The 13,316-nt window shown below is 48.6% G+C and carries 15 protein-coding genes; 10 read left to right on the forward strand and 5 right to left on the reverse strand.

Going from position 1 to position 13,316, the window contains the following annotated elements; genetic code table 11:
- Window positions 1–77 precede the first annotated feature (77 nt).
- Both AWM70_RS01265 and AWM70_RS01270 read left to right on the forward strand, forming a co-directional pair.
- Entirely contained in the window at window positions 78–1,148 is a 1,071-nt protein-coding gene (locus AWM70_RS01265) for a GGDEF domain-containing protein (protein WP_068693662.1), read from the forward strand.
- A gap of 38 nt (window positions 1,149–1,186) precedes the next feature.
- On the forward strand, window positions 1,187–3,106 hold the full coding sequence (locus AWM70_RS01270; protein WP_068693663.1) for a methyl-accepting chemotaxis protein: 1,920 nt from the start codon (window positions 1,187–1,189) through the stop codon (window positions 3,104–3,106).
- A gap of 80 nt (window positions 3,107–3,186) precedes the next feature.
- Here the strand turns inward: AWM70_RS01270 and AWM70_RS23055 are convergent, their stop codons facing one another.
- A complete protein-coding gene (locus AWM70_RS23055; protein WP_099093053.1) occupies window positions 3,187–3,594 on the reverse strand; it encodes a hypothetical protein in 408 nt (135 codons plus the stop codon).
- A gap of 79 nt (window positions 3,595–3,673) precedes the next feature.
- Window positions 3,674–3,850 carry a hypothetical protein gene (locus AWM70_RS23360; protein ID WP_169823384.1) on the reverse strand — a complete coding sequence of 59 codons (177 nt, stop codon included), beginning with the start codon at window positions 3,848–3,850 and terminating at the stop codon, window positions 3,674–3,676.
- 206 nt (window positions 3,851–4,056) lie between these two features.
- On the opposite strand from AWM70_RS23360, the gene AWM70_RS01280 reads away from it, so the two are divergent.
- Entirely contained in the window at window positions 4,057–5,970 is a 1,914-nt protein-coding gene (locus AWM70_RS01280) for a sensor histidine kinase (protein WP_068693665.1), read from the forward strand.
- Window positions 5,971–6,007: 37 nt separating this feature from the next.
- Here the strand turns inward: AWM70_RS01280 and AWM70_RS01285 are convergent, their stop codons facing one another.
- From AWM70_RS01285 to ytaF, 3 genes are all read right to left on the reverse strand, one after another.
- On the reverse strand, window positions 6,008–6,253 hold the full coding sequence (locus tag AWM70_RS01285; RefSeq protein ID WP_068693667.1) for an NHLP leader peptide family RiPP precursor: 246 nt from the start codon (window positions 6,251–6,253) through the stop codon (window positions 6,008–6,010).
- Window positions 6,254–6,333: 80 nt separating this feature from the next.
- Complete coding sequence (locus tag AWM70_RS01290; protein ID WP_068693670.1) at window positions 6,334–7,284, reverse strand: hypothetical protein; 951 nt, start codon at window positions 7,282–7,284, stop codon at window positions 6,334–6,336.
- 178 nt (window positions 7,285–7,462) lie between these two features.
- Window positions 7,463–8,086: a sporulation membrane protein YtaF gene (gene ytaF, locus AWM70_RS01295; protein WP_068693672.1), complete on the reverse strand. Its 624-nt coding sequence runs from the start codon at window positions 8,084–8,086 to the stop codon at window positions 7,463–7,465.
- A gap of 151 nt (window positions 8,087–8,237) precedes the next feature.
- Between ytaF and AWM70_RS01300 the strand changes: the two genes are divergently transcribed.
- The 7 genes from AWM70_RS01300 to AWM70_RS01325 all read left to right on the forward strand — a co-directional run bounded on the left by AWM70_RS01300 (window position 8,238) and on the right by AWM70_RS01325 (window position 13,221).
- Window positions 8,238–8,447 (forward strand): twin-arginine translocase TatA/TatE family subunit, encoded by a 210-nt coding sequence (locus AWM70_RS01300; protein WP_418303194.1) that lies wholly within the window; start codon window positions 8,238–8,240, stop codon window positions 8,445–8,447.
- A 181-nt stretch (window positions 8,448–8,628) separates the two neighbouring features.
- Complete coding sequence (locus AWM70_RS01305; RefSeq protein ID WP_068693675.1) at window positions 8,629–9,012, forward strand: DivIVA domain-containing protein; 384 nt, start codon at window positions 8,629–8,631, stop codon at window positions 9,010–9,012.
- 243 nt (window positions 9,013–9,255) lie between these two features.
- Window positions 9,256–9,720: a Dps family protein gene (locus AWM70_RS01310; protein WP_083180082.1), complete on the forward strand. Its 465-nt coding sequence runs from the start codon at window positions 9,256–9,258 to the stop codon at window positions 9,718–9,720.
- A gap of 239 nt (window positions 9,721–9,959) precedes the next feature.
- The gene (locus AWM70_RS01315; RefSeq protein WP_016311143.1) at window positions 9,960–11,153 is read left to right on the forward strand and encodes a transposase; all 1,194 of its coding nucleotides are present in this window, start codon (window positions 9,960–9,962) and stop codon (window positions 11,151–11,153) included.
- 278 nt (window positions 11,154–11,431) lie between these two features.
- Window positions 11,432–11,602, forward strand: a complete 171-nt coding sequence (locus tag AWM70_RS23365) for a hypothetical protein (protein ID WP_169823385.1) — start codon at window positions 11,432–11,434, stop codon at window positions 11,600–11,602.
- 140 nt (window positions 11,603–11,742) lie between these two features.
- Entirely contained in the window at window positions 11,743–12,075 is a 333-nt protein-coding gene (locus AWM70_RS01320) for a KGG domain-containing protein (RefSeq protein ID WP_068693679.1), read from the forward strand.
- A gap of 288 nt (window positions 12,076–12,363) precedes the next feature.
- Window positions 12,364–13,221, forward strand: a complete 858-nt coding sequence (locus AWM70_RS01325; RefSeq protein WP_068693682.1) for a cell wall hydrolase — start codon at window positions 12,364–12,366, stop codon at window positions 13,219–13,221.
- The last annotated feature ends 95 nt before the right edge of the window (window positions 13,222–13,316 follow it).

The raw sequence follows: 13,316 nt of genomic DNA on the forward strand, positions 1-13,316 counted from the left end.
AAACTTCGACAAATTTCGCGCTTTTTATGCTATGGTATAGCTATATTATTTGTAAAAGCAGGAATAGGAAGGAAGCTATGATTGAGAAACTGATTAACAACTTTACGCTGCTGACAAGTTTTCTGTTTTTCGGCAATATGATCCGCTCCAGATATGTTAAGGATGCCCGGACAAACTTGATAGGGATTCGTATGATCGAAGGTGGGATCCTGGGGATCTTTGGGGTAGTCCTTATTCATTTTTCTTTTCCTGTCACGGAATATGTAAGGGCGGATGCCCGTCAGCTGGCATTGCTGGTGTCTGTGTATCTGGGAGGCTGGCTGTCTGGAGTTTGTACACTGGTGGTCATGTCCGTTTACCGCCTGTTTTTTGTACATGGATTTAACGGAACTTCGGTGATTGCCGCCGTCAACATATTTATTACATTTGGAATCGCAATCAGTTTAATCAGCAAAGGGAAATTGAAATTCAAGCGGTGGGCGGCCGCTCTGCTGTCAACGGACGTTCTGACGCTTGTTTCTTTATTTGTGCCGCTTAAAGGCAAAGCGCCTGTAGAGCTTGTTTATTTCGTCATTTTTTATTTGATCAGCGGGTTGCTGCTTTATTTCATGATCCGTTATTTGAAGCTGACACATGTGATGATGCAGCGAATGAAAGAAGCCGCAGCGAGGGACCATCTCACTGGACTTTATAACACCCGGTCATTGGAAGCCTATTTTGAGCACCGGTTGGAAAGCAGTGAAAATGTAAATCTTCCTTACTCCATGCTGGTTATCGACATTGACCATTTCAAGGAAGTGAACGATACTTACGGTCATGCTGCGGGGGATGCTGTCCTTGTTCAGTTAGCGGAGGTGCTGAATGATTCGTTCCGTACGGGTGATTATATCGCAAGGAAGGGCGGAGAAGAGTTTGTAGTTATCGTAGAGCGGTGCGGGAAGGATAAAATCGGTCATGTCGCGGAAAATATGAGAAAAAATGTGCAAAACACGCCTTTTATTCTCCCTGATGGGACGAGGCTTGCCCTGACGGTCTCCGTCGGGGCTGCTTCTTATCCTCAGACGGCATGCGGAGAGCTGTTTGAGCAAGCAGACCGGATGTTATATAAAGCCAAGAACCAGGGCCGCAATCAGGTCTGCATCAGTTAAACCGGATTGCCGTTAGATGGGAGGAGGATCGCCTGGCTGTGCTGCTGCTGCCCAGTCTGTACATTGGTCTCAGCACGTATCGCTCGACAGGCAGCGAGCTGCAGAGCCAGCTTATGGACAGCGCAAATGAAAGCGTAAACACAGTTAATGATATCGTAACGGGCACCTTGACGGCCAAATACAGTGATTTGGCTTATTATGCCAATTCTATCAGCGGAGCAGACGCGGAACGTGGAACCTTGGGTTCCGGGCAGAACCTGCAGGATAGCTTAACTCAATACGTGAATACCCATTATGATGTGCTTGATATTTATATCGTCGGCGACAACGGAGTCAGCCGGCATGGAGCCCCGGAGGGGAAAACAGCCGATAACTTCCGCAAGGAGACGATTTATACGGATGCCATCAAGAATCCCGGCAAAACGATTGTATCGTCCGTATTCCAAACGGCCGCCGGCCAGAACTCGGTTTCCATCTCCCGCGGTTTGTCCGACGGTAAAGGAATTGTAGCGATGGATCTGAATCTGGAATCTCTGGCCGCGCTTACCGATTTGAAGGTGGGCAAAGAAGGATATGTCATTATGCTGGACGGCTCAAATCATTACATTGTCCATCCAGGTTATGATGACATAGGCCAAGAAGAAACCGCCGATTTTGTTCAGCTGATGAATACAGGAGACAGCGGACAATTTTCTTATCAGCTGGAGGGCTCGGACAGAAAGATGATCTTTGCGACCAACCAGCTGACAGGCTGGAAGATCGGCGGCGTAATCTTTGACAAAGAAATTACGGGAGTCAGCCGGAGCATCGGTTTAACTACGCTGTGGGTGATCGTTTCTGCGGTTGTTCTTGGCGGTCTGCTGATCTTCTGGGTGATTCGCTCGATCCTGAAGCCGCTGGTGCAGTTAAAGGAGTCGACTGCCCGCATCGGACAAGGTTATTTGAATGAACGGCTGGAGCTGGCCAGAAGAGATGAGATTGGCGAGTTGGCCGAGAATTTTCAGCGGATGGTCGATAATCTCAAAGACACAATTGTAATGGTTCGGGATACTTCCAGAAGTTTATCAGGGTCTGCATCGCAGCTGGCCGCTGGCGCCGATCAATCCCAATCGTCCATCACACAGGTTACAGAGGCTATTCAGCAGGTTGCAAGCGGCGGGGAGAAGCAGCTGGCCAGCATGGAAGCCGGAGCGGCCAACGTCAATAATCTGGTGAACGAAGTGGCGGAAGTCGCCAACGAAATTGGAGAAGTTCATCTTATGATGAACGTAACCTCCCAGCTGGCCCAGGAAGGCAATGAAGCTGTGGCGACTACAAACAGCAAAATGGATTCCATACATCTTCATGTAGAAGAACTGGATCGAGTGGTAAAAGGGTTAAGCAGCCGCACAGAAGAAATCGGCAGCATTGTAACGGTTATTGCCGGCATCGCTCAGCAGACTAATCTGCTGGCTCTAAACGCCTCAATTGAGGCGGCCAGAGCCGGGGAACAGGGGCGCGGGTTTGCTGTAGTTGCTACGGAGGTCCGGAAGCTCGCGGAGAACTCGGCGGGATTTGCCGATAAAATTCGTGAGCTGATTGAGAAGGTGACCGAAGAGATGACAGGCGCGCAGGCCTCGATGGAGCACGTGGCGGCTTCGGTGAGCCAAGGCATCGAGGCGGCCCAAACGTCCGAAACCGCGTTCAGCCATATTTTGATCACCGTTCAGGGGCTGGCGCAAAGTATCGAAGCTTCAGCCGACAAGCTGCAGCGAATGAAAGAAGAGGCGGGAAACGTCAATCAGGCGATCAGTCAGGTTCAGCAGCTTTCCAGAGAGAATGCCAGAAATACCGAAACGATTTCGGCTTCTGCGGAAGAACAGCTTGCCGTAGCCCAGGAAGTGGCGGGATCAACAGAAGAATTGAAGAAGAAAGCGGAGGAACTGAACGAATTAATCAGCCGATTTACCATTAATTAATGGTTGCAAGAGGAAATGGTTACAAGAGGACAAGCAAGCAAGCACCTCCGGCCCAGCCGGGGGTGCTTGTCTGGTCTAGATCACCGCTGCGGGCTTCCCTGCGGAGGAGCATCTTCTTCGTCTGCACCGGCGCCATTGATCAAATCAGTTCCATGCATGACATCAACGGGCTGAGCGGCTGCATCCACCGGACTTTCAGGCTGGATATCGTCCGCATCCGGAACATCGGGCAGTTCGCCTTGTTCAAGAAGTTCGCTATTCCGCTCGGTGTGTTCATCATAGGCACTGAGGCTTTGCGTGATTCGGGTATCATGGGGTAGAAGATCATCGCTTGGAATATCGTTCTCGGGATTATAATCCGCAAGCAGCTCGTATTGCTCATACATCCGGTCACCGTAAGTTTTGTCTACCGGGTCCTCCAGATTGCTTCTTGAAGGGTGTCCGTTGAATTCACTCATTTCATCGAACTTATCGTCGTAATTGTCCATTGGATAGTCCTCCCATCCGAAAATCATTTCCTTAATTGGAGTTTACCCAAACTACGCTCAAAACAACCGAACCTTCCCTTTAGAATCTAGGGAATACATATCTGACCAGGAAGTATAAAAATCCAAAAAACAGGATGATATAGGCAGCGTATTTAATAAAGGTTGAAGCAACTCTGCTGGAATCCGAACTTTTATGGATTTCCCTGTGTTCCACGTCTACGTCGCTGGTTTCACGGCGATCCCTTGGTTCGTACATGGGTTTCTCCTCCTTCAAATATAGTCCAAAATGAAACGGTTATTCCTTGAACATTTAATAAACGTCTGCCCCATTCCTGAACCAGGGAGGATTATCTATTTACCCCTCTGGTAAAATTTGATAATGTTAGTTTGTGTTTTATGAAGGAAAATAAGGAGAGACGGTGGACAACGCCTGATGAATATAACCAAGCTCAGGGGTGGCGAATGAAGTATTTGTTAAAAGCAGTGGTGTTTATTTTAGTTGCACTGATTATGGGTGCGGTTATTGTGCCGGCCGCAGATTGGAGCGACCAAGCCGGGGACAGCACCAAAATCAGCACCTGGCAAGTTTGGCAGGTCAACTCTTTAATACCGGATATGTCGGAACAGCAGCTTGAACAGGTCGGACAGTGGCTTCAGGCCGACGCTGCCCACCCGCTGCCTGCAGGAAGGCAAAGCAGCGGCCGTACGGAGTCGATGTGGATTCGGGTGACTTTGCCTGCGGCAACTGGGAATGCGGCCATCATTATCCGTAAACTTTATGGAGAACGGGTCAGAGTCCTGTATGATGACAAGGTGATTTACAGTGTGGATCACCCGAGCGGCCGTGATGCCAACAATCTGTTGCTGCCCGTTAAACCGGCTGATGCTCCCGGGCTTCAGACCATTTACATAGGTGTCTCTTCCAACAGCGGCAGAATCGGTCTGCATGAAGATGTGCGGACCGGAGCTTTTATACCTCTGCTTATTGATTTTGTTAAAAAGGATTTGTCCGATTTCGTGCTGGGAAGCGCCTTTATCTTTATTTCGGTCATTATGCTGCTATGCACATTGTTTCTGAATGAAGCTAATATCCGGGGCTGGCTGGCCTTGGCTGTGATCATTTTATGTATAGGCGTCCTCGTCATTACGTATTCGCCCTTTCTGTACACCTACTACGGACAATACGAAGCTTTCTATTATAACCTGTTTGATACAGCCCTCTTTGTGTTCCTGCCCGTGTTTATCTTTTATGTAGAGCAGATTTTTGATAAGGAAAAATATGTGGTAATTATCCGGATCAGCCGGATTTTCCAGACGGTATATTCCCTGATTTGTTTTGCGCTGCTCCTGCTCAACCGTTTGACGGTATTCGGCATTCAGTCTACATATGATGAAGTAACAGGTACCCTTCTTGGATATGTGATGATTGCCGAACTTGCTTTACTGGTGCTTTTTGCTGGCTGGAATGCTTTGAGAGGCAGCAAGGAGGGCATTATTTTCACCATCGGGTTTGCGATCCTTGCGTTAACGGGTATAGGCGAGCTGATTTTCTATTATGCCAGCGGCCAGCAGTACCGGCTGGTGCTGTGGAAATGGGGGGTGCTTTGTTTCGTCATTTCTCTCATCATTATTCTGGGCCGGAGATTCGCTCGAAATCATGAGCAGGTCGTGGAGTATTCCCGCAAACTGGAAATGTTCAATAATGAACTGCAGCGTTCGGAGAAAATGGAAATTATAAGCGTGCTCGCCGCTTCCGTTGCTCACGAGGTCCGCAATCCGCTTCAGGTCACGCGGGGCTTCATCCAGCTGCTAAGCGAGAAACAGCAGAAGGGGCAGGACCGGGTTTATTTGGATCTGGCTCTTGAAGAACTGGATCGCGCTTCGGGAATTATTACGGACTTTCTGACCTTCGCCAAGCCGGAAGGAAGCAAAATCCGCAAGCTGAATGTTAGCGAAGAGTTCAGGCATATCGAAGGGATTTTGCAGCCGATGGTCCATTTAACAGGCGGGAAAATTGCCGTAGATATTCCGTCTGATCTTAGCGTCATGGGGAGCTCCTCCAAATTTAAACAGGCCTGCATCAACATTATCAAGAACAGCATTGAATCCTTCCAGGGAGAAGGGGAGATTCTCGTTTGGGCTTACGAGGTTAACGCGCATGTATACATTCATATTAAGGATAATGGAGAGGGGATGACAGAAGAGGAAATGGGCCGACTGGGAGAGCCGTATTTCTCCAATAAAACAAAAGGAACCGGATTAGGACTGATGGTCACTTTCCGGATTATTGAGGCCATGGGGGGAACACTGAATTTCTCAAGCGAAAAAGGCAAAGGAACCGAAGCTGTGCTCCGGTTCCCGTCAGGCGGACCCTGAACGGGACCGGATAGACAGCTTATTTTCTGATAGTCAATTAAGGGTTCCACATGGCTTGCGGCTGGACATTAGCTTCAAGCACAGAAGAAGGGTTTGGAGGAAGCACCAGATAAAACTCGTCGGCGTTCTCCTCAACGGTGCGGACTTTAATGTGATCCGGAAGGGAAATACCTAAAAATTCCTGAATAGTTCCTTTCGGATCGGACAATAACTTGCTTTTGAAAGTAGGATCTTGCCAGGCCTTCTGAATAAGCTGAGATTGAAGAAGAGCACCAGTTGACATACGAATTCACCCTTTCAAAATTGGTTATATTTTCCTATTTAGTGTACCATTAATAGAGAAAGATAGCTAGAGAGAATTTATCATTTGACCTCGTTTTTTTTCTCCCATTTAGACAGAAAATAAGACAATCCTCCAGCTTCCAGCAGCTTTTTCTCCGCTTCGATTTGAGAGGCTCCCTGCTGCAGATTGTCCAGCAGAAAATAGTAGAAAGCATAGAGCTCCGGAACTAATGACCGGATCTGACTTACCGTGGGTTCCCATAAAGCTGCACGCTCTGCAAAACCGGACAAAACCCCATAGGTATACAGCGCTTCGCGGATGTTCTCCTTTGACAGCGTTTGAGAAGCAGGCAATCCCAGCTTGCTGCGGGATAAAGCAATCAGACTGTTATAAGAGCTTTCCTCCAGATCCTTCTCCCAATCCTCCCAGTCATCCAGCATTTGCAGCACTACCAGCGTTTGGTCGACCGCCTGTTCGGTTGCGGGGATGTGTTCCTTGCTGCCCGTGTTCAGAAGCAGGCCAGTTGCGGCCAGCTTGACCAGAGAAGCTTTGTGGCCCATTCTGACCGGATTCTGGTGGAACCAATCCTGCTCGTTCTCCCCGCTTACAGCTTCGGCCCATTGGAACAAATAACGTTTATAAAACCTCCAGAAATCCGTGGCTGCCGGGAAAATTTCCGCATAAAGCCCATGAAACTCCTCATGCAGCAGAGCAGACAGCGGTAGAACCGTATGGAGTTCGGTTCCAGGCTTGTCCATCGCCTCATCCTGCAGATGAAAGGCCATCATGCCGAAAATATTAGCCAGGCATAGATGCCTGCTGAGACGGCGGTCCTGCCCTGCGGCGGGTTCCATCCAGAAGGGCAGCAGAAAGCAGATATAGTTGGTAGGTACCTCCCGCCTGGTTATATCAAAGCCTTCCAAATACCGCAGAGCTTGTCCCTCAAAAGGGCTGTTCCACGAGCGGATCCGCCTGCCGGCCTCTCCGAACACCACTTTCAAATCCTGTTCATAACGTTTGTACCATTCCATCGATCAGAGCACCTCCCGATATGTTAATATATTATAAAATATGGGACTATCTGTTTACATCTATTTCTTTGGTCATCGTGCGCCAGCACTACTTACAGTCGCCCGCTGCAGGTTTCCGGGCCATTGCGGGCGGCTGTTTGTTGAACCTTACCGTTCCTGTCAGGGACTGATGCCGGGTTTACCACATTTGAGCGAGACCGATGAGAATAAGCAGCACGCCGGAGATAATCGTTGCCCGGCTTCCCAGCTTTTCGGCTGCATATTTTTTGCCGAACCAGGCGCTTAATGCAAACAATAAATAACTGAATATGCCTACAGAGAGGGAGGTCAGCCAGATGTTCAAATCCGTTACTCCGGCATTAAATCCTCCGGCCAAGGCATTCATTGCCAAAGCGATGCCTAATATCAGGGATTCGCTGAGGCTGATCGACTTTGAGCTGTCCTTATCCGCTTCTTCCGGATTGCGGAGGAGGCGCGAGAAATGACCTGTGCTTTGGGCTGCTACCGTTTCGGATTCGGGAATTTGTTGTTCTTTGGACGATTGCAGAAGTACCCAGATTCCGACCATAATAATTACGGCAGAGCCGATGATATGGGCAACCCAGGGGTGAATCCACAGCGCGAGCAGGCTGCCGAAAACGCCGGACACCAGCGTACCCAGAAAGGAAATGAAGGCAACAGCCAGATTGGAGTACCAGGGGATCCGGATCTTCCGGACGCCATAGGCGATGCCGACTCCGGCGTTGTCGAGATTTGAGGCCAGGCCAATGGCGAGAATAGCCAGCAAATGGTATGAAGACATGTTGTTCGCTCCTTTTGCCTTACTTTCACCACAGCATATGCCTAGAGCCCAGAATATGTTTCTTTTAATTCCGGCCCGCAGTGAAAAACGTTATCATTTACAGGCATTAGCGTGTATAATCGAGACAGAAATGATTGGAGGAGGGGTATCTGTGCTTGAAAATCTGCTTCGCCCATCCCACCTGCTTCTGCTGGCTATAGCGGCCCTGCTGCTGTTCGGGCCAAGTAAACTTCCTGAGCTTGGACGCGGCTTTGGCACGATGCTCCGGGAATTCAGACGGAGTATCCGCGGGGATGCAGCAGGAAATAAGCAGCCGGAAACAGGTGCGGTTATTGAGGATACGGTGCAAGAGAAGAAATGATCATGTGGTTTGGAACGGCGCATCAGCAATGTGCCTGCGGCTCACCGCTTACCCGCTTAGAAGATGGGGGAGGCGGTGTTTTTTTTGTCGATTGAAGCCAAGCTGGGACCGGGGAAAGTTAAAAACTTCTTTGGAATATGGTACATTGTTAACAGAACAATGATTGACGGAGGGACAAAACATGTCGGACAATTACAACCGCAAGCTGGAGGATCAGCAAAGTTTATTTAAGCAGCTTGGCATCAAGCTGGATGCGCTCACTATACATGAGAAGGATTTTGACGCTAAAATGCGGGGGTATGACAAGGAGCAGGTAGACAGCTTTCTCGATGATATTATCGTTGATTATGAGCGGTTTTACGACATCATTACTGATTTGCTCGACAAATATAAAGAAATTCAGCGCCGCCAGTCGAATTGGGAAGAGGAGCGGCGGGCATTTGCCGCGCAAAGAACCCGATTGGAGAATACCAATACGGTGGACCGCAGAGTTGTCGAGGACGGGATTCGGAGCCTGGAGCGGGCTCTCGAGCATTTGAAGCTGAATGTCAAAAACGACTTTTAAGGGCTTGGCGCGAATTTAAACCGGGAAGCTGGACGGACCCGACAAGAAGGTTTTGGCATAAAATTCGATGATTTGTACAGGATAAAAACGTTCTTGCCTAATGTGGAATTTACGCATTGTTTTTTTGAGACAAAGGTGTTATGATAATAACAAGATTTAGAATAAGTCTAAATTTAAAAAAACGTGAGTGAACGACAGTTCTTTTGTCGTATCCCTAATAAACCCTTAAACATGGAGGAATGAATCGTGAGTACATTACATTCGACTACCAACCCGGCTGTTGAACAAGAGCTGAACCGTCAAGTTGCCAACTGGACCCTGCTGTATACCAAGCTTCATAACTTCCATTGGTATGTGAAAGGCAACCATTTCTTCACCCTGCATGCCAAATTTGAAGAATTGTACGACGCGGCTGCCGGTTATTTGGACGAGATCGCTGAGCGTCTGCTCGCTATTGGCGGCAAACCGGTCGCAACGATGAAGGAAATGCTGGAGACGGCCACGCTCAAAGAAGCGGCGGGTTCGGAAACCGCTGATCAGATGGTCGCTGCAGTAATTGGCGATTTCGAGACGCTGACGTCTGAATTGAAACAAGCCATGGAGAAAGCCGAAGAAGCCGGGGATCAAGCTACCTCCGACCTGTTGCTCGGCATCCGCAGAGAACTGGATAAGCAAATCTGGATGCTGAACGCTTATTTGGGGAAATAACTGCCTAAATTAAGCAAGAGAAGCAGGGTTTGGCCGAGGGTGGCCAACCTGCCGCTGCTGCGAAACTCCTTTACCGGTGAAATCGGTAGGGGAGTTTTCTTTTTTCTATATGAGCGTTTTGCAGTAATCTGAGGCCTTGAGCCGTAAGGATTTTCGGACATAAAAAAGGGACTTCACCCCAACTTGGAGAAGTTTTCAAGTGACCAAACCCAAAAACCTCAAGGATGGAGGAAGTCACTTTGTATATTCTCCAAGAATGTCTGTTTTCCTTCGAAGAACTTTTAAAAATTCAACCCAAGGAGAGATTGCCGATCTTCTTCAGCTCTCTCGATCTGAGACCGTATGCCAAGGAACTGAGAAGCCGTTCACCCCGAGGCGCTGAGGGATACTGCAGACAAGGTATTCTACGAGCACTCTTGGCTGCGCCGCTTGAAGGAATAAGTACCTTTTCAGGGTTGCATAAGCGTTTGGATACGGATCTCCGGTTTCGTTATCAGTGTGGTCTTCCGCTGGATCGAGAAGCTCCTTCCATATCCACATTAAGCCGAGTTTTCTCAGAACTGACGAGAAAGGACTTGGCAAAACGGCTTTTTGAGGATTTGGTCACACGCTGTCAGCAGGAAGGTATCATAGAAGGCAGTAACGTCGCCATAGACAGCGCCGCTCTCCGCGCTTACGAGAAAAAGCAGCCCAAACGCAAAAGCGAGCAAACGGGTAATGCGAACTGGGGCGCAAAAATTGATTCCTTCGGCAATAAAATCACATGGTTTGGTTACAAAATTCATCTGGCGGTCGATACGAAAAGTGAATTGCCGATCGCCTTGGAAGTAACGCCGGCGCATGTCAATGATGGAGAAATGGCGCCGGGCCTGATCGAGAAAACAGCGTCCAGGACGAGCACACGATTTTTCATACTCGATGCGGGCTACGACCAAATGAAAGTTTATGAGGCCGCCCGCAACGTCAAGGCACAAGCCATCATTCCCCTTAATCTTCGGGGGGAGAAGGAACCGCCTGCTGGCATGACCTCGAACGGAACACCGTGCTGTTCCATGGGTTATGCGATGACATACTGGGGAGTTGACGGCGATATGCATAAATTTCGCTGCCCGCATGCCACGGGTAAAGTCGACTGTCCGCTTGGCATGGCTGCCTGCTCGTCTTCAAACTATGGAATGGTCGTCAAAGTAAATGCGAAGGATGATCTCCGGCGATACAGCATCCCTCATCGGGATACAAAGCGTTGGAAGGAACTTTACAATGAACGAACCAGCGTAGAACGCTGCAACTCCCGATTGAAAACCTATTTGACGGCAGACGCCGCACATGTCCGGGGCATTCAGAAAGTCACAACTCACCAGTATTTGAATGCCATTGTTCTGCTTGCATCTGCGCTCGCCGTTTCTCATCATTCAAAACGGGCTGCCGCTTAAAAAACGAGCTGTTCTAAAATTCTGCAAGTCTGCCCTTTTCTTCATCCATATAATACCATTTTCGAAAATTACCCCTTAACGACAGTGAATATGCTATCGCTTCTTCTCTGAAACGGAATTATGCAAAACACTCATATAAGAAAGATCAGCCTAAACAGCTGGCACTTGTTTCGTTTAATGCTTACTGGGTAAATCTATAACAAGCAAGCTCGCAGATTGCCGCATTGGGCGGTTTGGATATAGGACAGCTAACTAGATGGAGAAGGAGAGAAAGGGAAATGAATCAGCAGATGAACGGTTTTACGAAAATTACGGTAACGGTAAATGGCAAACGTGTCGGAAGCGGGTTTCTGATCGATAAGGAAACGTATCTGCCCGTAGCCCCGGAATATGTGCCTGGTGCTGTGCAGGAGTCCTCAGCTTTGCGCAGGGAAACGCAGGCCGTATAAACCCGATTTTACTCAACCCGGAGATTCCGGGTTTTTTCTTTTTTCTAAGAATCCTGCTAAAGGGCGTTTAATTGCCTGGGGGAAGTTTAATATACTACCGTACCCGTTGGTACAACAAACTTCAACTAGGAGTGATTCTAATGGCACAAAGAGATAATAATCGTCCAATGAGCCGTGAAGAAGCAGGCCGAATGGGAGGAGAAGCAACAGCCAAAAGCCATGATAAAGAGTTCTATCAGGAAATTGGCCGCAAAGGCGGGGAAGCCACTTCGGATTCCCATGACCGCGAATTCTATCAGGATATCGGGCGTAAAGGAGGCGAAGCCACATCCGATTCCCATGACAAGGAATTTTACCAGGAGATTGGCTCTAAAGGCGGAAAAGCTCCGCATGACGGAGGCGACGGCAAAATGAGCCGGGAAGAAGCGGGCCGCAAGGGCGGCGAAGCCAGAGCAAGGCAACGAAATGACTAATGGGTTCAAAATAGGACAAAAGTATGATATAATGACTAAATAACTAGCGGAAGGCTGATGCCGGGTTGGGTGGCATCAGTCTTCTTTCTTGTTGATTTTGTCGAAAGGTGTCATTTTTTATCGGGGGAGATTGTCTTTTTCAGCTCATGTTATTCAAACCTGCCGGTTTGGGTTACATAAAGGAGAGTGGGCTCAATTTAGACACCCAGCAAAGCGCTCTGAATCCTGTGTTAACGGGAGGTTTCGGGCGGAGCGCTAAAGTAGAGATGCCGAAACAAGGAGGAAATTATGGAAGTTTTGAAACAGAACCGCATTTTAATTTTATTAATCAGCACGATCTTTATTTGTATAGGAGCATTTATTTTATTATGGAGTCTTCAGCAGGGAGGGAAGATGGGAGCAAGGGCAGAGCTGTCAGAGCTTTCGTATACGTCATCCCGCTGGAATATGCCGCCTGGTTCGGCGGTTCAGAAGCTAAAACCGGCGGAGCAGAAATGGGCTAATTCCTTTCCGCAGAACCCTGATATCGTTAAATTTACGGCCTCCTATGGCACCAATGATCCCGGCAAACCCGCCGCAGCGGGCCAGACGGTTCTTTCCCGTGCCAACAAACAGCAGGCAGCAGCGTTAGTCTCTGCCTCCCAAGCTGCCTCATCCTCTAAAGCGTCGCCCGAACAGACGCTGCAAACCTCTCAACTACAACCTCCGGTTACCCTCTTCTTTACACGGACAGCACTGCTATCCAAGGATCAGAAAGATAAGGCGACACGCACGTATACCGTAACCAAAGAAGATATGCTTCTCCTGGAGAAAATTGTCATGGCAGAAGCGGAAGGCGAACCGTACGAGGGCAAGGTGGCCGTAGCCAACGTTGTCCTGAACCGGCTGCGCTCAGCCAATTATCCCGATACCATTCATGATGTCATTTATGAAAAACACCAATTCAGTCCGGTAGCCAACGGCCGCCTCAAACGTGTTAAGCCAAACGAAGATACGAAGCAGGCGGTAGCCGATGCTATGAAAGGACGTAAGGAAGTCAGCGATGATACGTATTATTTTCTGTCCTTGAAGCTCGCTACGGATTTAAGTGTTCATTATCATAAAACCAAAACCAAAACGATCGGCAATCATACCTTCTATAAATAAGAGATATATAAATATTTTTATAAAAAATGCTCCGCATCCTATTGAACTGTTCCCTAAAGAGTGGTAAAGTGTTGGATGTTGGTTGACCAACTGAC

Origin of the sequence: Paenibacillus yonginensis (assembly GCF_001685395.1) — a bacterium.
In the GTDB taxonomy this organism is placed as follows: domain Bacteria; phylum Bacillota; class Bacilli; order Paenibacillales; family Paenibacillaceae; genus Fontibacillus; species Fontibacillus yonginensis.

Coding starts and splice junctions, on each gene's coding strand:
- AWM70_RS23365 (WP_169823385.1), top strand. CDS start 11,432: ATGAATCAGCAGATGAACGGTTTTACGAAAATTACGGTAACGGTAAAT.
- AWM70_RS23360 (WP_169823384.1), bottom strand. CDS start 3,850: ATGTACGAACCAAGGGATCGCCGTGAAACCAGCGACGTAGACGTGGAA.
- AWM70_RS01290 (WP_068693670.1), bottom strand. CDS start 7,284: ATGGAATGGTACAAACGTTATGAACAGGATTTGAAAGTGGTGTTCGGA.
- AWM70_RS01320 (WP_068693679.1), top strand. CDS start 11,743: ATGGCACAAAGAGATAATAATCGTCCAATGAGCCGTGAAGAAGCAGGC.
- AWM70_RS23055 (WP_099093053.1), bottom strand. CDS start 3,594: ATGGACAATTACGACGATAAGTTCGATGAAATGAGTGAATTCAACGGA.
- AWM70_RS01280 (WP_068693665.1), top strand. CDS start 4,057: ATGAAGTATTTGTTAAAAGCAGTGGTGTTTATTTTAGTTGCACTGATT.
- AWM70_RS01305 (WP_068693675.1), top strand. CDS start 8,629: ATGTCGGACAATTACAACCGCAAGCTGGAGGATCAGCAAAGTTTATTT.
- ytaF (WP_068693672.1), bottom strand. CDS start 8,086: ATGTCTTCATACCATTTGCTGGCTATTCTCGCCATTGGCCTGGCCTCA.
- AWM70_RS01325 (WP_068693682.1), top strand. CDS start 12,364: ATGGAAGTTTTGAAACAGAACCGCATTTTAATTTTATTAATCAGCACG.
- AWM70_RS01265 (WP_068693662.1), top strand. CDS start 78: ATGATTGAGAAACTGATTAACAACTTTACGCTGCTGACAAGTTTTCTG.
- AWM70_RS01285 (WP_068693667.1), bottom strand. CDS start 6,253: ATGTCAACTGGTGCTCTTCTTCAATCTCAGCTTATTCAGAAGGCCTGG.